The organism is Streptomyces sp. NPDC002838, assembly GCF_040295365.1.
Classification (GTDB): domain Bacteria; phylum Actinomycetota; class Actinomycetes; order Streptomycetales; family Streptomycetaceae; genus Streptomyces.
Genome location: NZ_JBEOVF010000041.1, coordinates 78,714 through 97,357, shown reverse-complemented (window position 1 = coordinate 97,357; position 18,644 = coordinate 78,714). Strand labels below are relative to the sequence as shown.

18 protein-coding genes are annotated in these 18,644 nt (G+C 70.4%); 8 read left to right on the top strand and 10 right to left on the bottom strand.

Translation table 11 applies throughout. The annotated features are described in order from the left end of the window. Positions 1 to 124 precede the first annotated feature (124 nt). Positions 125 to 949, bottom strand: a complete 825-nt coding sequence (locus ABT063_RS37945) for an alpha/beta hydrolase (protein ID WP_351065011.1) — start codon at positions 947 to 949, stop codon at positions 125 to 127. Between the two features lie 282 nt (positions 950 to 1,231). Continuing rightward, positions 1,232 to 1,807, bottom strand: a complete 576-nt coding sequence (locus ABT063_RS37940) for a TetR/AcrR family transcriptional regulator (RefSeq protein WP_138047869.1) — start codon at positions 1,805 to 1,807, stop codon at positions 1,232 to 1,234. 115 nt (positions 1,808 to 1,922) lie between these two features. Between ABT063_RS37940 and ABT063_RS37935 the strand changes: the two genes are divergently transcribed. The 4 genes from ABT063_RS37935 (at position 1,923) to ABT063_RS37920 (ending at position 5,429) form a co-directional block, all read left to right on the top strand. After that, complete coding sequence (locus ABT063_RS37935) at positions 1,923 to 2,615, top strand: SDR family oxidoreductase (protein WP_351065009.1); 693 nt, start codon at positions 1,923 to 1,925, stop codon at positions 2,613 to 2,615. 60 nt (positions 2,616 to 2,675) lie between these two features. Continuing rightward, positions 2,676 to 3,731, top strand: coding sequence for an aldo/keto reductase (locus tag ABT063_RS37930; protein WP_351065007.1), 1,056 nt, complete (start codon positions 2,676 to 2,678; stop codon positions 3,729 to 3,731). A 171-nt stretch (positions 3,732 to 3,902) separates the two neighbouring features. After that, positions 3,903 to 4,907 carry an NADP-dependent oxidoreductase gene (locus ABT063_RS37925; RefSeq protein WP_351065006.1) on the top strand — a complete coding sequence of 335 codons (1,005 nt, stop codon included), beginning with the start codon at positions 3,903 to 3,905 and terminating at the stop codon, positions 4,905 to 4,907. A gap of 162 nt (positions 4,908 to 5,069) precedes the next feature. Then, positions 5,070 to 5,429 (top strand): alpha/beta fold hydrolase, encoded by a 360-nt coding sequence (locus ABT063_RS37920; protein ID WP_351065005.1) that lies wholly within the window; start codon positions 5,070 to 5,072, stop codon positions 5,427 to 5,429. A 965-nt stretch (positions 5,430 to 6,394) separates the two neighbouring features. Here ABT063_RS37920 and ABT063_RS37915 read toward each other — a convergent pair. Then, on the bottom strand, positions 6,395 to 6,751 hold the full coding sequence (locus ABT063_RS37915) for a winged helix-turn-helix transcriptional regulator (RefSeq protein WP_351065003.1): 357 nt from the start codon (positions 6,749 to 6,751) through the stop codon (positions 6,395 to 6,397). A 49-nt stretch (positions 6,752 to 6,800) separates the two neighbouring features. Here ABT063_RS37915 and ABT063_RS37910 point away from each other — a divergent pair, with 49 nt between their 5' ends. Together ABT063_RS37910 and ABT063_RS37905 are read left to right on the top strand one after the other, a co-directional pair. Then, the gene (locus ABT063_RS37910) at positions 6,801 to 7,694 is read left to right on the top strand and encodes an NAD(P)-dependent oxidoreductase (protein ID WP_351065001.1); all 894 of its coding nucleotides are present in this window, start codon (positions 6,801 to 6,803) and stop codon (positions 7,692 to 7,694) included. A 234-nt stretch (positions 7,695 to 7,928) separates the two neighbouring features. After that, the gene (locus ABT063_RS37905) at positions 7,929 to 8,768 is read left to right on the top strand and encodes a nitroreductase/quinone reductase family protein (protein ID WP_351064999.1); all 840 of its coding nucleotides are present in this window, start codon (positions 7,929 to 7,931) and stop codon (positions 8,766 to 8,768) included. Positions 8,769 to 8,807: 39 nt separating this feature from the next. Here the strand turns inward: ABT063_RS37905 and ABT063_RS37900 are convergent, their stop codons facing one another. The 6 genes from ABT063_RS37900 to ABT063_RS37875 form a co-directional block, all read right to left on the bottom strand. Beyond that, positions 8,808 to 10,874, bottom strand: a complete 2,067-nt coding sequence (locus ABT063_RS37900) for a HelD family protein (protein WP_351064997.1) — start codon at positions 10,872 to 10,874, stop codon at positions 8,808 to 8,810. Positions 10,875 to 10,929: 55 nt separating this feature from the next. Further along, positions 10,930 to 11,535: a TetR family transcriptional regulator gene (locus ABT063_RS37895; RefSeq protein ID WP_351064995.1), complete on the bottom strand. Its 606-nt coding sequence runs from the start codon at positions 11,533 to 11,535 to the stop codon at positions 10,930 to 10,932. A gap of 69 nt (positions 11,536 to 11,604) precedes the next feature. After that, positions 11,605 to 13,797, bottom strand: coding sequence for a phosphotransferase (locus ABT063_RS37890; protein WP_351064993.1), 2,193 nt, complete (start codon positions 13,795 to 13,797; stop codon positions 11,605 to 11,607). 291 nt (positions 13,798 to 14,088) lie between these two features. Continuing rightward, positions 14,089 to 14,961, bottom strand: coding sequence for a GntR family transcriptional regulator (locus tag ABT063_RS37885; protein WP_351064991.1), 873 nt, complete (start codon positions 14,959 to 14,961; stop codon positions 14,089 to 14,091). A gap of 225 nt (positions 14,962 to 15,186) precedes the next feature. Beyond that, complete coding sequence (locus ABT063_RS37880) at positions 15,187 to 15,975, bottom strand: HAD family hydrolase (RefSeq protein WP_502990962.1); 789 nt, start codon at positions 15,973 to 15,975, stop codon at positions 15,187 to 15,189. After that, positions 15,924 to 16,802 (bottom strand): winged helix-turn-helix domain-containing protein, encoded by an 879-nt coding sequence (locus ABT063_RS37875; RefSeq protein WP_351064989.1) that lies wholly within the window; start codon positions 16,800 to 16,802, stop codon positions 15,924 to 15,926. The genes ABT063_RS37880 and ABT063_RS37875 overlap by 52 nt, the downstream gene beginning before the upstream one ends. 178 nt (positions 16,803 to 16,980) lie before the next feature. On the opposite strand from ABT063_RS37875, the gene ABT063_RS37870 reads away from it, so the two are divergent. Continuing rightward, positions 16,981 to 17,169, top strand: coding sequence for a hypothetical protein (locus tag ABT063_RS37870; RefSeq protein ID WP_351064987.1), 189 nt, complete (start codon positions 16,981 to 16,983; stop codon positions 17,167 to 17,169). A gap of 35 nt (positions 17,170 to 17,204) precedes the next feature. On the opposite strand, the gene ABT063_RS37865 is transcribed toward ABT063_RS37870, so the two are convergent. Next, on the bottom strand, positions 17,205 to 18,065 hold the full coding sequence (locus tag ABT063_RS37865) for a winged helix-turn-helix domain-containing protein (protein ID WP_351064986.1): 861 nt from the start codon (positions 18,063 to 18,065) through the stop codon (positions 17,205 to 17,207). Positions 18,066 to 18,300: 235 nt separating this feature from the next. Here ABT063_RS37865 and ABT063_RS37860 point away from each other — a divergent pair, with 235 nt between their 5' ends. Further along, entirely contained in the window at positions 18,301 to 18,486 is a 186-nt protein-coding gene (locus ABT063_RS37860; protein WP_351064984.1) for a hypothetical protein, read from the top strand. The last annotated feature ends 158 nt before the right edge of the window (positions 18,487 to 18,644 follow it).

The following is an 18,644-nucleotide window of genomic DNA, read 5'->3' as shown; positions in this document are numbered from 1 at the left end:
CCGGGCAGTTGAGTCCCTGGGGGTCCTCTACCCCGCGCGCCCCCCCGCCCCGGTGACCCGGGCGCCCCGCCGGGCGGGGGGGTCGGGGGCCCCGCTCGCGGGCCTCTCTCCGCCCTCCTTGTGTTCAGGCGCCGAGGTGGCGGCGCAGCCACTGCCCCATCTGCTGGATCGCCCGGTCTGTCTCGGGGACGCGGCCGGCGCCCAGGATGAAGGAGTGCTGACCCTCGGGCATCTCGTGGACCTCGGCGGTGACTCCGTGCTCGGCGAGGCGGCGGCCGAGCGCGATGCCGTCGTCGGCGAGGATCTCGTACGCGCCGTAGTGGACGGTGGTGGGCGGCAGGCCGGTCAGGTCGGCCTTGGCCAGGCTGATGGCGGGGTCGGCGAAGTCCACGCCGGGGTCCTGCAGCCAGGCCGCGCGGAACATCTCCAGCGTGGCGCGGTCCAGCATCCGGTCGTTCTTCTCGTTCGCGTCGACCGCCGGGTTGGTCAGGGTGACGTCGGCGAACGGCGAGACGCTGACGATCGCGCCCGGCAGCTCCTCGCCCTTCTCGCGCAGGCGCAGGGGCAGCATCACCGCGAGGGTGCCGCCGATGGAGTGGCCGGTGCTGCCGATGCTCTTCGGTTCGTAGCCCTGGGAGAGCAGCCAGCGGTAGGCGGTCTCGGCGTCGTCGAGCTGGGCAGGGTAGGGGTGCTCGGGGGCCAGACGGAAGTCCACGACCAGCGAGCGGACACCCGCGGCCTTCGCGATGTGGCCGGCCGCCTTGCGGTCGGAGTACATGGAGGCGGTGACGGATCCGCCGAAGTGGAAGTGGAGCAGCGCCTTGTCGGGGGCCGCGCCCTCCGCAATGGCCCACAGAGCGGGAACACCGCCCGCGTCGACCTCGGCGTAGGAGACGCCTTCCGGTTCGGTCGAGGCCCGCTGGTACGAGTCGACGATGTCGCGGACCACGGCCCAGGTCCAGGCCCGCGCTGACGCCGGCGACGCCCGGACCATCAACGGTCGGACCGACGATCACGGTCGCGCGCAGGGCGCCGCGAAGTTCGGCCGCGGGTACGCGGTGCCGTGCCCTGATGCGCATCGAGACAGGCGAGACCCGCCCGCCGGCTTCACGCCGGGCGCCCTCGACTCGGGATGCGCAGGGCGTCCCCGCATCAAGCCTCGGGCCCCGCGTCACCTCGCGGGTGCGACCGGTGCACACACGCCGCGCGGCGCCCGATGCCGGGCCCCCGGTCAGCCGGCTTCCGTCAGGGCCGCGTGCGCGGCGGCGAGGATCTCCTCGGAGAGCGGGGAGCCCTGGGTGGCCCGGGACAGGACCAGAGCACCGACCAGGGTGCACAGCCGGGCGAGGCCGCCCTCGCCGCCCCCGACGGCCTCGGCGGGGGCGAGGAACGCGGCGAAGTCGGCCACGCCCTCCGCGTAGGTACGGCGCGCCTCGCGGCCTTCGGGTCCGCGCGCGACATCGATGGCGAGAGCCGCGACCGGGCAGCCGTCCGCCGCGTTGTCACGGTGTTCGACGGAGAGGTAGGCGTCGATCAGGGCCCGCTGAGCGGCATCCCGCTGCCCGTCGTGCCGCTCGAGCCCGGCCGCATTGCGCCGTGCGATCTCATCGAAGGCGTGGGCGGTGACCTCATCGACGAGCGCTTCCTTGGAGGCGAACTGCTTGTAGAAGGCACCGTGGGTGAGGCCGGCCGCCTTCATGAGATCGGCGACGCTGACGTGGGTGCCCTGCTCCCGGAACAGCCGCGACGCGGTGTCCACCACCCGCCTGCGATTTTCCTGCGCCTGCGCCTGCGATACGCGGCCCATGGCCACCTCCCATTTGGATGTCGACTGGCATCTATCATAGCCCTGTGTTTAGATTGTGCTTGAAATCTAATTGACGCGGGTGCTCCGACGGCGCCCGCGAAGGACAGGAGCGAGCATGGAACTCAAGAACGCGGTCGCGGTGGTCACCGGCGCCAACCGGGGCCTCGGGCGGCACCTGGCCGCCCAGCTCGTGGAGCATGGCGCCAAGGTCTACGCGGCGGCCCGCCGTCCCGAGACGGTCGACCTGCCGGGCGTGAGCCCACTGCGCCTCGACGTGACGGACCAGGAGTCGATACGAGAGGCCGCCCGCATCGCGTCGGACGCGACGCTACTGATCAACAACGCGGGCATCTCCAACGGCGCGACGCTGGTCGGCGGCGACCTGGACGAGGTACGTCGCGAGATGGAGACCAACTTCTTCGGCCCGCTCGTCGCCACACGGGCCTTCGCCCCCGTCATCGAGGGCAACGGCGGCGGCGCCGTACTCAACGTCCTGTCCGCCCTGTCCTGGTTCCACCCGGCAGGACTCGGCTCCTACGCCGCCTCCAAGGCCGCCGCCTGGGCGCTGAGCGACGCGAGTCGCGAGGAACTGGCGCCCCGCGGGATCACCGTCTCGGCGCTGCACGTCGGCTACATGGACACCGACATGGCCGCCGGCGTGCCCGCCGATCAGAAGGTCGCCGCCGCCGACGTCGCGGCCCAGGCCCTGCGCGGCATCGAGACCGGCCTGCCCGAGATCCTCGCCGACGAGACCAGCCGGTACGTCAAGCAGAGCCTGTCCGCGGCACCCCAGCCGAACGCGGGCTGACGCTCACCCCCTCCACCACGGCACGACGGCCTTCCAGGCCCCCTTGCGTAAGGACTTCTCATGCGTTACACGACCTTCGGACACAGGACCGGACTGCGCGTGTCCGAGTACGCGCTCGGCACCGCGAACTTCGGCACCGGCTGGGGCGCAGGCGCCGAGCCCGACGAGGCCCGCCGCATCTTCGACCGGTTCGCCGAGGCCGGCGGCACCTTCCTCGACAGCGCCGACGGCTACCAGTTCGGCGAGTCGGAGGAACTGACCGGCAAGCTCGTCTCCGCCGACCGCGAGCACTTCGTCCTGGCCACCAAGTTCGCCCTCGGCGCCGCCCCGCAGCCGGACATCTCCAAGACCGGCAACAGCCGCAAGAACCTGGTCGCCTCCGTCGAGGCCAGCCTGAAGCGCCTGGGCACCGACTACATCGACCTGCTGTGGGTGCACTTCCCCGACCAGCTCACTCCGATGGAGGAGCTCCTGCGCGGTCTCGACGACCTGGCCAGCGCGGGCAAGATCCACCACGCCGCGCTGTCCAACTTCCCCGCCTGGCGCGTCTCGCGCGCGGTAACCCTCGCCGACCTGCGCAACCAGTCCCCCATCATCGGCATCCAGCACGAGTACAGCCTCGTCGAGCGCACCGCCGACCGGGAGCTGCTGCCGATGGCCGAGAGCCTCGGACTCGGCGCCGCGCTGTGGTCCCCGCTCGGCGGCGGACTGCTCACCGGCAAGTACCGCACGTCCGCAGAAGGGCGCCTCAGCGACCTGGGCATGGTCATCCACACCGAGAGCACCGACCAGAAGACCGCCGTCGTCGACACCGTCCTGGCCATCGCCCAGGAGACCGGTGCGACGCCCGCCCAGGTGGCGGTGGCCTGGGTCCGCGAGCACGCCGCCCGCTCCACGGCCACGCTGGTCCCGATCATCGGCCCGCGCAACCTCTCCCAGCTCGACAGCTACCTCGCAGCCCTCGACGTCCAGCTGACCGACGAGCAGTACGCGCGCCTCGACAAGGTCAGCGCCGTGCCGCTCGGCGTACCGCACGAGGGCATCGCGGGCTCGCTGGGACACCTCCAGGGCGGCGACGCGAGCAGCGTCATCACCCCGGTCGTGCCGGTGGCCTGAGCCCGGAAACGCGGCCGACGCAGAGCTCTCCGCGCAGGCACTGGCCACTGCCGTGCCGACGCGGAGCGCGCGGACTAGAAGAACACCACAAGCTGTATCGTCCCGAGACAACCCCTCACGGACAGAACACCCCTCCCGCTTGGACGGGAGACCACACGAACGGAGATGACGATGAAGGCCTTCATGGTCGAGAAGTACGGTGCTGCGGCCGGGATGCGCGCCGCCGAGATACCTGACCCTCAGGTGGGTGCCGACGACGTCCTGGTCAAGATCCACGCGGCGGGCGTCAACCCGCTGGACATGAAGATCCGCAATGGTGACCTCAAGGCGATCGTGCCCTACCGTCTCCCGCTCGTCCTGGGCAACGACCTCGCCGGGACCGTCGTCCGGGTCGGATCGTCCGTCGACCGCTTCGCCGTGGGCGACGAGGTCTACGCGCGGCCTGACAAGGACCGCATCGGCACCTTCGCCGAACTCCTCGCCGTCCACCAGGACGACCTCGCCCCCAAGCCCGCCACGCTCACCATGTCCGAGGCCGCCTCCCTCCCCCTGGTCGCGCTGACCGCCTGGCAGGCCCTGGTCGAGCGGGCCCACGTACAGCCGGGCCAGAAGGTCTTCATCCACGCGGGCGCCGGCGGCCTCGGCTCCATCGCCATCCAGCTGGCCAAGGCACTGGGCGCGTACGTGGCCACCACCGCGAGCACCGCCAAGGTCGACCTGGTCAAGGAACTCGGCGCAGACGAAGTCATCGACTACCGCACACAGGACTTCACCGAAATCCTCCACGGCTACGACGTCGTCCTGGACTCCCTCGGCGGCGAGGACCTCGCCAAGTCCCTGCGCGTCCTCAAGCCCGGCGGCCAGGTCATCTCCGTCGTGGGCCCGCCCGACCCGGCCACCGCCCGCGAGCTCGGCGCGAACCCGGTCCTGCGCCTGGCCGTCACCGCCCTCAGCGCCAAGATTCGGCGCCAGGCCAAGCGCCTCGGCGTCACCTACGCCTTCCTGTTCATGAAGGCCAGCGGCGCCCAACTCCGCGAACTCACCCCCCTCATCGACGCCGGGAAGATCCGCCCCATCGTCGACCGGATCTTCCCCTTCGACGAGACCCTCCAGGCCATGGAGTACGCCGAGAAGGGCCGCCCGAAAGCCGGCAAGGTCGTCGTCTCCATGACGTGAGCACAGGGCACCGGCCCTGCCGGACGCCGAGAACGCCGCCCGCCACAACGAGAAGATCCCGCCCCACGCTCCTCTCTCCCACACCAGGACCCGATCACGAACGCACCGTCCAGCTCCCCCACGCCCACCCCGTCGTCGTACAAGAACGCGCCGACCCGCGCCGTGTCCGTGCACGGCGTGGACTTCGCCTACCGGCAGCGCGGTCCGGACGACGGCGTACCGCTGATCCTGCTCAACCACCTGTCCGCGGTCCTGGACAACTGGGACCCCCGCGTCGTCGACGGACTCGCCGCCCGACGCCGCGTGATCACCTACGACAACCGCGGCGTCGGCGCCTCCGGCGGGAGCGCATGGTCAGCCGTTTCGTGGACCGCGGACGTAGATCTCGGGGCTCGGAGTGTCCGCTGCCTCCTTTGCGACTCCGAGCACCTGCTGCAGCGCAAGGGATGTGCCGGGGAGGCGGGCAAGGCGCCGGAAGGTGTCCCGGTTCAATGCGAGGGCGGCGTCGTAGAACGGGCGTAGCACTCGCTCTGTCCAGTTCTTGTCGCGGGCTTCGAGCACGGACACAGCGATGCCCAGTACCGCGCCCATGGTCAGGGCGGACTCCATAGGTGAGAGCAGCGAGTTGATCCCGTACGGGCTCTTCGATCCGCCCCGCCGCGTGCGGCGTCGGCTGTCGCGCATTCGCTGCACCGCTTCCCGTTCGATCGCCTGTGCCAGGGCGGGTGTCGCTGCGAAGCGGCTTGCCTCCGGCCAGGAGGCGAGGATCAACGTGGCCACCACCCGCAGTGCAGGCGCCTCGTCGATACCAGTGACTCCAGACCAGGCCTGTGCCGCTGCTCCCGCCGCCAGATGAACCCCCGCATCGGCCCGCGGCTCGCCACCGGCACCTGCCCCAGGTGTCGGACCGGGCCCGTGATCTCGTCCCCGGCGTACTTCCACGTCGCCGTCCACCGATCCGGCCACCCATCGGACAGGTCCATGCCTCCCCGTCCCGCGTCCAGCCCGACCGGGACCAGCAGGTCCGTCCACGTACAGCGATGGGACCACAAGGAGTCCCGGGTATCGCTCATGCTCCCAGGGGAGCCGTACGGCTCCCCTGGGAGGGGCGATCTTCGAAGTTGACGACAACTTGCCTGCGAAGAGCGCGGATCACGTCAGGAACGATGCGAATTCGGCGACAGATGTCACGCTCAGAGCTTCACGAAAGGCCAGGTCGGGACGGGAAGATGACGACACCTACCGTGCTCAGTCTCAACCACCCGTCCGGCCCGACCCATCTTGTCCGTTCACGGCCCGACGTACGTGCATGTGCGGCTGTACACGCTGAAGCCCGTGGACTCGTAGAGCCGTTCGGGGGCGGGGCAGGCGGCGTCGCCGCGCGAAATGGGCGGCATGCCGCCGTACCCACGCCTGCGGGCCGCCGTACCCACTTTTTTGTGGGTACTTGGCAGCACGCCGCGCACGACAGAGGCTGGTTGCAGTGATCAGGGGGTCGCCATCTTCTCCAGGCGGCGGTGGCCCCAGTCGGAGAGGGGGGCCAGAGCCTCGGAGAGATCGCGGCCGAAGTCCGTCAGGGAGTAGACGGTCTTCAGCGGCAGTACGTCGTGCACCTCGCGGTGCACCAGCCCGTCCGCCTCCATCTCGCGCAGCGCCTGCGTCAGCACCTTCTCGCTGAGGCCGGGGGCGCGGCGGCGCAGCTCGGCCGGGCGGTGCGGGCCGGATTCCAGCAGCCACAGCAGCATGGTCTTCCACTTGCCGTCGATCACGGAGATCGCGGCGGTCACTCCACAGACGTTCGGGTCATGAGCACGTCCGCGCGTCACGCCTGCCCCTTTCGTCATCAATTGTCACAGTTTTTTGAATCGTAGCTGTTCTCAAGGGAGTTGAAGCATGTCCACGTCCACCGACCAGTCTGCCCTCACCGTCACCGTCCTCGGTATGGGTCCGATGGGCCGGGCGCTGGCCGGCGCCTTCGTGGCCGCGGGGCTGCGGACCACGGTCTGGAACCGCACCCCGGGCCGCGACCGTGAGCTGCTCGAACGCGGCGCGGTCGGTGCCGGGTCGGCGGCCGAGGCGGTCGCCGCGAGCGCGCTGACCGTCGTCTGCGTGGTGAACTACGACGCGTCCGACAGCATCCTGCGGGACGAGGCCGTCACCGACGCCCTCAAGGGCCGTACGGTCGTGAACCTGACCGCCGACACCCCCGACCGCGCCCGGGACACGGCGGACTGGGCGGCGGCCCACGGCATCCGCTATCTGGACGGCGCGATCATGACGCCCACCCCGACGATCGGCACCCCGGACGCGGTGTTCATCCACAGCGGGCCCGAGGAGCTGTACCGGGAGCACCGGCCGGTGCTGGACGCGCTGGGCGGCACCCACACCCACCTGGGCGAGGAGATCGGCCGGGCCGCGGGCTACGACATCGCCCTGCTCGACATCTTCTGGACGGCGATGGCCGGCTACGCGCACGCCGTGGCGGTGGCCCGGGCCGAGGGCATCACCGCGCGGGAGCTGGCCCCCTTCGCCCAGGGCATCGCCGCGATCCTGCCGCCGCTCTTCGAGGAGTGGGCGGACGACGTCGACAACGGCAGCTTCTCCGGCGAGCTCAACCCGATCACCTCGACGGTGTCCTCGATGGCCCACATCGTCCACACCTCCGAGGCCCACGGCATCGACGCGAGCCTGATGCGCGTGGCCGAGGGCCAGGCCCGCCGGGTCGTCGCCCGCGGCCACGGCACGGACGGGTACATGCGGGTCATCGAGCTGCTCGGCCGCCGCTGACGCGGAAGCCGACGGGAACCGGCGAAAGACCGGCGGAAAACCGCTGGCGGCAGTCATACGGGGGACGTTAGCGTGCCCCGTATGACTGCCGGGTCGGCCTCGTGCCGTGAGCGAGTTGGGTGCCCGGCCTCTGAGTGAGGCCGGGGGGGGCCAGGAGCCCGCCTCTTTCTCTGTGCCGCCTTCGAAAGATCTTCGAGAAGAAGCCAGCGACAGAGAAATGAGAAAGCAGAGAGCGTGCCCAACCCTTTCAATGAACCGATCATCGAAGAGTTCCGCGCCAACAAGGGCCGCGTAGGCGGCTACTTCGAGGGCGCCCGACTGATCCTCCTCACCACCACCGGCGCCCGCACCGGCACCCCGCACACCACCCCCGTCGGCTACCTCCCCGACGGCGACGGCCGCATCCTCGTCATCGCCTCCGCGGCCGGCGCGCCCCGGCACCCGCACTGGTACACCAACCTCCTCGCGCATCCCCAAGTCACCATCGAGAGCGGCGCGTTCACCTACGAGGCGCGGGCCGTCGTACTGGAGGGCGAGGAACGCGACCAGGCCTTCGCGCGGGCCGTCGAGGCGGAGCCGGGCTGGGCGGAGTACCAGGAGAAGACGGAGCGGGTGATCCCGGTGGTCGCCCTGCACGAGATCGCCCAGGACGGTCCGCCGAACATCAACGCCCATTCGATGGGCGAGGCGATCAAGGTCGTCCACGACGCCTTCCGGCGCGAACTGGCCCTGATCCGCAAGGAGATGAGCGCCGGTACGTCGACGCTCGGCGCCCAGCTCCGCGTCAACTGCCTGACGTTCTGCCAGGGCCTGCACAACCACCACACCGGCGAGGACCTCGGCATGTTCCCGGTCCTCGCCGACCGGCACCCGGAAGCCGCGCCCGCCCTGGCACGCCTCCGGCACGAACACGAGCGGATCGCCGAGCTCGTCGGGGAACTGCGCCGGACGGTGACCGCCGAGAACGCCGACCCGGCCGCCGCCCGCGCCGAGGTCGAGCGCCTCACGACCGAGCTCGAAGCGCATCTGACGTACGAGGAAGAGCAGCTGATCCCGCTCCTCGACGCCGCCTGAGCCACGGGGGCACCTCCGGTCTCCGGAAGGAGGCGCCCCCTACAGCGGCCGGAACGGCAGCGCCCTCCCATGCACCACCTCCAGCCGCGCCACCGCCCGCGTCAGCACCACGTACAGCCGGTGCAGCCCCCGCTCCTCCGCCTCCGCGATCGCGGCCGGTTCGACGGCGACGACATGGTCGTACTCCAGGCCCTTGACGACGCTCGCCGGCACCACGCTCACCCGGGCGCCCAGCTGGTCCGGGCCGGCCGCCGCGATCCCGGCCGAGCGCAGGGCGTCCCGCACCCGGGGCACGTCCGTATCGGCGGCGATCACCCCGACGGACCCCTCGCGCGCCAGCGCGTCGCGTACGGCGTCCACGACCGCGGCCGGCAGGTCGCCCGCCGCCTCCCGCATCCTCAGCTCCCCGTCACCGCGCAGGGATCGGCCCGGCGGCACGTCCACGTCCAGCCGCTCCAGCAGCCGGTTGGCGAGCGCTACGACGGCCTCGGGCACCCGGAACCCGATGGTCAGCGGCACCACGGCCGCCTCCGGCTTCCCCAGGTGCCGCAGGGCCGTGTCCCACGACCGGGCCGCCCACGGCGTGGTCCCCTGCGCCAGATCACCGAGGACGGTGAGCGAGCCGAAGGCGGCCCGCCGGGCGATCGCCCGGCACTCCATCGGGGACAGGTCCTGCGCCTCGTCGACGACGAGATGGCCGTACCCTTCCGGATGCTCGACGAGCCCGGCGACCTCGTCGAGGAGGACGAGGTCGGCGGCCGACCAGCGCGCCGACTTCCACGACCGCGGCGGCCTCGCCCACAGCAGCGCCTTCTGCTCGTCGGCGTCCAGCAGCCCTTCGGCGGCGGCCGCCAGCACCCCCGGTTCGGTGAGGAGTCCGGCCACGATCTCCTCCGGCCGCACCCGGGGCCATACGGCGTCGACGTACGCCCCGATCGCCCGTGACCGCTCGATCTTCCGCACCCAGGCGTTCGTCTGCGGCCCGGCCCGCCGCTCGGCCCTCATCTGCACGTACCGCACGACCCGGCTGCGCACCCGCTCCCGCCCGACACCGTACGGCGGCTCCTCGGCCCGTACGTCGTGCGGGATCCGCGCGAGCTCCTCGGCGGACACCCGCCAGCGGTACGACCCGTCGGGCACCGCGAGGGAGCCCGCCCCGTCCGCCGACACGCGCGCGTACAGCGCCCGGCGCAGCACCTCGGCCATCCGGGCGTCGTGCTTGACGACGGCGGTCCGCTCGCCGTCTGCCCCGGTGACCGGATGCCGGGCGATCTCCTCCAGGAGGGTCGACTGCCGTACACCGGTCTCGCCAAGGGCCGGGAGCACCTGCGAGATGTACGACAGGAAGGTGCGGTTGGGTCCAAGGATCAGCAGGCCGCCGCGCCGGATGCGCTGCGGGTGGGTGTAGAGCAGGTAGGCGGCGCGGTGCAGGCCGACGGCGGTCTTGCCGGTGCCCGGGGCGCCCTGCACGCACACCGAGGTCGCCAGGTCCCCTCGTACGAGATCGTCCTGCTCGGGCTGGATGGTCGCGGCGATGTCCCGCATGGGACCGACCCGGGGCCGCTCGATCTCGCGGGCCACGATGTCGCTGGTCCGGGACTCGGCCCGACTCTCGGCCCGGCTCTCGCCCCGGTCGAGGTGCTCGTCCTCCAGGCCGGTGAGGTCGGCGGAGTCGCCGCGGCTGCCGGGCGCCCAGCCGAAGCGGCGGCGGACGGCGACGCCCTGCGGATCGCGGGCGCTCGCCTGGTAGAAGGCGCGGGAGACGGGCGCGCGCCAGTCGACGACGAGGGGCGGGGCGGCGGGGTGCTCGCTGATCCGCAGGCGGCCGATGTGGTAGCTCTGCCCGGCGTGATCGCCGGCGCTTCGGTCGAAGTCCAACCGGCCGAAGAACAGGGGCCCTTCGGGCAGTTCCCGCATGGCTTTGGCCCGGCTGCGCAGCTGGTACCCGAGGACTTCGGCGTCGGCACCGGAGGCGGAGACGTCCTCGCCGGTGCCGACCTGTTCCCGGGCTCCGTCGACCATGGCGGCGAGGGCCGCGCGGCAGAGGTCGTGGTGGGCGCGTTCGTGGTCGAGGGCGTGCCGGAGGGCGGGGTCGGGTGACGTCATTCCGGCGAGCGTACCGGAATAACGTAACTGAGTTAAGTTTTTTACCTAGTCTCACTCAGGCCAGGTGCGGCAGCCCCGCCGCCAGCAGCCCGAACGCCCGCTCCGCCGCGGCCACCGCATCCGCCCGTACGTCCGGAAGCCGCTCCCCGGCCGCGATCCGCCGCCAGTTCTCCAGGGCGAGAATCCGCTGCACGGCGACGATCTGCCCGGCGGCCAGCCGGGCGTCCAGCCCGCCGCCGAGGGCCTCGGCGAGCGCGGCCTCGGCCCGCTCCTGGTAGCCGTACATGCGGGCGACCAGGGAGGGAGTGCCGTAGAGCAGCGAGTGGAAGGCGAGCACCTCGGGGGCGTCGTTCAGCCCGGTGACGGGGTCGTGCCGCTCGAGTCCCTCCAGGAAGTGCCGCAGCAGCGCCCCGATGGGCGAGGCCGCGCCGCTGACGACCCGCGCGGCCTCGTCCTCGTGATCGGCGAACCGGTACAGGACAAGGTCCTCCTTGGCCGGGAAGTACCGGAAGAGGGTCGGCTTGGAGATCTCCGCCGCGGCCGCCACCTCGGCGACGGACACGGCGTCGAAGCCCTTCTCCAGGAACAGCCGGATCGCGATGTCCGACACGACCTGGTACATCCGCTGCTTCTTGCGCTCGCGCAGGCCGATCTCACTCATACCGCCGAGCCTACGCACCGGCCCCGCTGCCGCCGGCCAGGGCCGCCTCGGGCGGCCGTGCGGGTCCTCTCACGCCAGAGCGCGGGCAAGATAGGGGTTCGCCGTCGGGCGGACGGGCAGGCCGAGCGAGCCCTTCGCGGCCGCCAGCGTCATCGCGTACGAGTCCACGGCCCGGCGCACATTGGGGGCGTCCAGGCTCGCGCCGGTCACCAGCCGGTCGAGGTCGATGTACGCGGACCGGACGATCTCGATCCAGCGGTACACCCGCCAGTCCTCGCGCCAGTCGCGGGTGTACTCGGGCGGCAGCTTCTTCTCCCAGCGGCGGAACATGCGGTCCCGGATCTCCGGTCGGGTGGGCGTGAGGTGCATGTGCCGGACCAGGTCGTAGAGCGGGTCGCCGACCAGGGCCATCTCCCAGTCGATGATGGTCACCGCCAGGCTGTCGTCACGGCGCACGAGGTTCCACGGGTTGAGGTCGCCGTGCAGCAGGGCCGGTTTGCGGTGACTCACCTCGTGCCGGGACAGGATCTGCAGCAGACGGTTCGCGTCGGGCAGCCCGAGAAGTCTGGCCAGTTGCTGCGACTCCTTCGGCAAATCCCTCACCAGATCCACGAGTTGGCCCCTGAGCCAGTGGTGGAAGCCACCCTCGCCGGACGTCGGGTCGACCTGCTTGTAGTTCACCTGCGTCAGCGCGCAGAGCTGGTCCACGAACGCGTCCGCCTCGTGCGGCAGCAGGCCGTGCACCGGGTGGTCGGGGTGCTTCCAGTCGATGTCACGTGGTCCGACGTACGTGTGGATGGCGAAGGGGTCATGCGGGTAGCTCTCGCCCAGCGCCAGAACCTTGGGCGCCGCCACGGCGACGCCCGCCTCCTCGATGGCGCGGAGCACGGCGTGCTCGCTGAGGAAGCCGGTCTCCCGGCGGCAGACGTCGGGCAGCTTGCGCCGGACCACCACCGGAGCGTCGATGCTCGGCGCCCAGACCACGGTGTTGAGGTGCGCGGTCCCCTTGAACACCCGGCCCGCCGGAGCGGCCCCCTCCGCCACCAGGGCCTCCCGGACGGCGGAGGCGGGAAAGCCGGGGTGCTCGGGAAGACGCCGGTCCGGCTGACAGACGAAGGCCTTCGCGATCCCGCCCCGGCCGCCGCGACCACGGTCGCTGCGGGCGGCCAGCCAGCGGAACAGGGCTCGCTCGATCTCGCCCTCGCCGGGCACGTTCCTCAACCGCAGCGGCTCGGCCGCGGCCTCCAGGGCCCGGCGCACCTCCGCCGTCGCCTCGTCGAGGCTCTTCTGGGTGAAGGACTCCTCCAAGGACTGCGCGGCCCGCATCACGTCCGGATAGACGGACTGCGCCCGCTCGAAGGCGAGATAGTGGCGCAGATCCTTGGTCAGGCCCGCCACGGCGGCGGGGCGGCGGCTCTCCATGGCCTGCGCCCACGCGTCGACCACCTCGGCCCGCTGGTGGGACGGGTACCGCATGCGCACGAGGTGCGTGGCGAGGTCGTGCAGGGGGTCGCCGTAGGTCGCCAGTTCCCAGTCGACGCAGATGAGGGGCGGCTCACCGGCGTACGACACGATCAGGTTGTCACGGTGCAGGTCGGCGTGGAGCAGGCTGTACGGGCGCCGGGCCATGACGGGAACCCGCTCGGCCAGCCGGAGCAGCGCGTCCTCGGCGATGCCGAGCGCCGCGAACAGTCCGCCGAAGACCGCCCGGTTGGGCCGCCTGATCTGCCGGTCCGCGAGATGTACGAGGGTGCGCAGGAACCCCTGGCTGTCCGTGTCGTTGCTGGGCCAGACGGACGGCAGCGGCGGCAGTGCCCCCCGCCGCACCTGGGTCATCTGGGCGAGCAGGTCGGCCAGCGCCCTGATGAGCAGGGTGTCGACGGGTTTGCCGTTCCCGCAGACGGCGGAGAGCGGTACGCCTTCCACATAGCTGTGGATCGCGAAGTGGTCCCGTTTGACGAGGCACTGCGGCGCGTGGGGCAGGATCCCCTTGATGGCGTCGAGGATCTCCGCCTCGTTCTGCCAGGTCCTGATCACCACGGGCAGTGCGTCGGTGCGCCGGATCCGCACGGTGACGGACGTGCCGGCCGGACGGCCGAGCCGCCACGACATCGGCTCCGTCAACCGCACCACGTAGTTCAGGTTGTGGTGGCCGCTGCTGGCCTGCCCATGCCGTTGGGCCAGCCCCACGAACTCCCGGTAGGCGTACTCGGGCCGGGCGCGCTCCCCGAGAAAGGGACGGGGAAGAGGAGGTGCGCCCACTGGCTGCTCCGGGTACGAGAAGGGGGTCGTGTGGCAAACGGTAAGCATGTGGTAGGCGCCGCGCACGACAGGATGACGCTCGGGTGGCCTCAACGGGTGGTTTGCCACTCTTCTGCATCAGGTTGTTCGAGGTTGGCTCTTGGCCTCTACCCATACGAACGAAGCCGAGCGATTGCTCAGGTGCGGGCATGCTACAGCAGCCGACCAGGGCCCAACCCTGCGGCCACGAGGCTGCACCGCTTCTCCACCGGGGCTCGACGCACCCGTTGGGCCACCTGCCGATGGCGCCCATTATGTGGACAGCAGCTCCCAGACCGAGTCGAACCACTGCCGCATGCTGTCCACGAAGACGGACCCGGGCGAGGCCGGATCCTCGTCCTTCACGTGGTGCGTGAGGGTGGCGCCGAGGCCCAGGACGTCGAGCGCGGTGATCTCCTCGCCGGATTCCAGCGCGATCTTGCGCTCGATCACTTCGTACGGGCCGTGCAGCGCCTCGACGCCGTTGAGGAGATAGAGCTTGAAGGCCGGGGTCAGCGGCGCATGGCGGATCTGGATGTCGACGGAGGGGACCAGCCCTTCCGTCTGCAGGTCCTTCAGCGCCCCTTTGAGCGACGCCGTGTGCCGCTCGGTGATGCCGCTCAGGCGCTCCCGCAGGCGCGGGTCGTCCGGGTCGTCCTTGATGCGCGGATACGGCAGGGGCAGCGTCGCGTCCGGCAGGAGCACGCGCAGGGTGACCTGCTGGGGCTCTATGAAGCCCCCCCGGATGCGTTCCGTCTGCAGCCGGATGTGCGCGTCGAGGGACTCGGACGTCAGCGTGTAGACGTCCAGGGTCACTTCGGGCTGCTCGAACGCCTCGCTGATGAACGGTGTCAGTGTCACCTCCCCGCGCACCCTGGTGGCCTTGGCCGCCCTGGACTGAATGCGCTGGGTCTTGACCACACGCGAGCCGCTGCCCCGCCTCGACTCGATCCAGCCCTCGTTGACGAGCTCGCGCAGCGCCCGCTGCACGGTGTCCCGGGAGACCCCGAACTCCTCGACCAGGGCACGTTGGGACGGCAGGAAGGACCGCCGCGGATACGTCCCGTCGGTCATCCGCCCACGCAGTTCGTCGGCGACCCGCTGGAACTCCCGGCCACCGCCCTCGCCGCTCTGCAGTCCGTCCACGTGTGGACCGTACCGCCAACAGTCCACCGGCAAACCGGTTCTCCGGCAACTGAACAGTCATATGGGGCGGTTGGTTAAGGGATCACCCGGACCGGGCAGACCACCTTCACGACAACCAGTCCAATTGGACGGGTAGCTGCAGCTTCACCGGAAGTGGAGGGGAGGTGGAAGGGAGATGGAAAGAGATTCCGTCGGGGCAGCCGTGGCGTTCGCGCTGCTCATGACTCAGGCCTGAGTGCGCATCAGCGTGAGCAAGGGCTCCAGTGAGGCGACGATCGTCTCGGCGCCCGCCTCCCGCAGCAGCTTCTCCTTGCGCTCGTTACGCGCGTAGCCAAGAAACGGAACGCCGGCCGCGTCGGCGGCGAGCAGGTCCGAGGGAGTGTCCCCGATCATCAGGGCGGTGGACGGCGCCGAGCCCATCGCGTTCAGGGCCCGGTTCAGGCAGTGCGGGTGGGGCTTGAGGTGGTTGAGCTCCTGGGTGCGGCCGTAGATGTGGGGGGTGAAGCAGGAGGTGAGGCCGCGGCTCTCCAGGTAGGTGCGGACCACCCGCGGGGAGTTGTTGGTGGCGATCGCCAGTCGGGAGCCCACGGCTGTCCAGGTGCGTATCAGCGGGTCCGCGTACGGCGTGGGCATCGCCAGGGCGGTGGCCCGCAGTTCTTCCTGGGTGAGACGTTCCTCCAGCTCGGCCACGAGGTCGCTGCCGGGGTGTCTGCGGTCGACGGCGCGCAGGACGATGTGCGGATCCAGGGACTTGCGTTCGTCGTCGGTCAGCAGGCCGTGCAGGCCGCGGCCTTCGAGCCAGTCCACCAGGTCGTTCGCCACCTTCTCCGCCGAATGCCCGGCGAACAGGCGGCAGATGGGGCCGTCGAAGTCCCACAGCACGACTCGCGCGCCTTCGATCAGTCCCCGCAGTGCCTCGGTCTTGGCTGCCACCAGTTCAGTCTGCGTCGTATCAGAAGTCACTAGGAGAGTGTCATGTCCGTGGTGATGGTTTCCCAGAGGGCGTCGAACCACTTCTGCGATTGCTCCACGAACGCGGCGTCCCGCTGGCCGGCGCCCTCCTCGAAGGAGAAGAGGAGGGATTCGGTGCCGAGGACGTCGTACATGTCGAGGGTTCCGGTGTCCGAGGGCTCCTCCCGGCGGGTGACCATGTAGTACGCGATCAGCGCCTCCGTGCCGTTGAGGAGGTACAGCTTCACCGGTGGCGTGAAGGGCAGCGCGCGGAACGTGACGCGGACGTCGATGCCGTGGGAGGAGCGCAGGGCCTGGAGGTTGTGACGCAGGACGTGGGCCTGGGCGTTGCGCATCTCCAGCCAGCGTTGGTGGACCGGGTCGCCGTCGCCCGGTCCGTCGACCGGGACCGGGAAGGCCAGAGTGATCTCACGGGAGGGCAGCAGGATGCGCACGTCGATGGACTCGGGCCGTACGCGGTCCTCGTGGATGAGACGGAGCGGCTGGCTCAGCGCCACGAGCAGGCTCTCCGCCGTCAGACAGGCCGCGTCGATCCGTACGTGCGGTGCGGCGAACGCCTCGGCGAGCCTCGGCGCCAGCCCCACCATCGTCGGCTGGGGTCCCCCCACGGCGCGGGTCGGCGCGGCGATCCGCGGCGGGCTCCCCTTGCTCACATTGCTCAGGAGGCCGTCCTCCTGGAGGGACCGGAGGGCCTGGCGGACCGTGCCGCGTTCCACGCCGAACTCCTCGGCGAGTTCGGCCTGGGTGGGCAGGCGGTCCCCCGCCTTGAGGTCGCCCACGCGGATGCGTTCCCGCAGGATGTCGGCGATCTCCTGGGGCGAGAGTCTTCTGCTGCCGTTCACTGCCACGTTCTCCTGGGTCACGACCAAACGCTACAACTTCGCTCCATCTGGCGGGAGTTGATTGAAGCTTGTTTATAAGTAGGTGCCAAGTGGGGACAACCTAATCAGAGTTGGTAGCCAACTTGGTTGAGTTGGCGAAAGTTTTGCCACCTTACCGCCCAACCCCCACGTCCGCCCACCCCGGAAGCCTGAAGGGGGAAACACCGTGCCCGTCCTCGCCCTCCTCTCCGCAGTCTTCGTCATCGGCATCGAGCAGACCGTCCAGTGGAAGTACGGTGCCGCCGGCATCATCGGGCTGCTCCTGCTCACCATCGGCATCAAGGCCAAGAGCCCGGCCGTCAGCTCCGCCGGTGCGGTGGTGCTCGCCCTGCTGGTCGCGAGGCCCGCCCTATGAGTCACGAACGCCCTGGTCAGACACCGTGGGAGACATCAGGTCGTGAGTAACAACTCCGAACTGATCGTCTCCCACAGTGCGTTGAACCACAGGTGCGACTGCTCCACGAACGTCGTGTCGCGCAGACTCGCGCCCTGCATGAAATCGAACAGCATCGACTGCGTGCCGTCGGCGTCGTACATCTCCAGGCGCTCGTGGTCGATCTCCGCCTCGCGCAGCCCCAGTGTGTAGTACGCGAAGAGCGTCTCCGTGCCGTTGAGCAGATACAGCTTCACCGGTGGCGTGAACGGCAGGGCGCGGAAGGAGACCCGCACGTCGATGCCGTGCGTGGCACGCAGGGCCAGCAGGCTGTGCCGGAGTACCTGGCCCTGGGCGTTGCGCTGGGCCAGCCAGCGCTCGTGCACGGTGTCGTCGTCCTCGCCGCGGCCGTCGACCGGGACCGGGAAGGCGAGGTCGATGTTCCGGCTCGGCAGCAGGACACGGACGTCGATCTTGGCCGGATTCGTACGCCCGGCGTGGATCTGGCGCAGCGGTTCTCCCATGGCGAGTGTGAGGGAGACCGAGGTCAGACACAGAGCGTCGATCTCGACGTGCGGGGCCGTGAAGGCGTCCGCGATCCGGGGAGCGAGGGCCACCATGGTGGGAAGCGGCGGGGCTCCGGGCCCGGGCTGCACCCCGCCGAGGCCCAGGTCAGGGGCGACGGTCGCGGGGCTGCCCTTGGAAACGTTGGTCAACAGGTGCTCCGACTGCAGGATGTACAGCGCCTGCCGTACGACGCCGCGCTCCACCCCGAACTCGTCGGCCAGCCTGGCCTGCGTGGGCATGCGCTGGCCCGGCCGCAGCGCGCCGGAGCGGATCCGGGCGCGCAGCTCCTCGGCCACCTCGCGATGTGACATGTGTGGCCGCTGTGACCTCTTCCGTCCATTGACGGCGGCGTGTTTCGGGTCCACGGCCAAACACTACAACTTCCCGCCATCTTTGGGCAGTTCGGGGGAAGGTGGTTATGAGCCGCTTCCAAGCGGAGATAAGTACAGTGAAGTTGGTCGCCAACTTGAGCAACGTGGTCAAACTTCCGGAAGGTTGGCCAGCTGGGCGACTGACAGGGACCACCGTCCCGAAGGGGGGACCGCCATGCCGCTCATCGCCATCGCTCTAGCCGCCCTCGCCGTCACCTTCGAACAGCTCATCCAGTGGAAGTTCGGCGCGATGGGCATCATCGGCCTCGTCGCACTGACCGTCGGCGTCAAGGCCAAGAGTGCCACGATCGGCGGCGTCGGAGCGGTCATCCTCCTGATGCTGCTCGCCCAGTCCGGCTGACCGGGCTCCCTTCCGGAGGGGAGCCGGGAGCTCGGTCGGTACGCACAGACACAACTGAACACGGGCAACACCCGAGCACAGCCACAACTCAACATCGTCGGCAAAGAAGCACGACAGCACAGTCACAACCGAATAGCTCGCTACGGATATCTGCACAG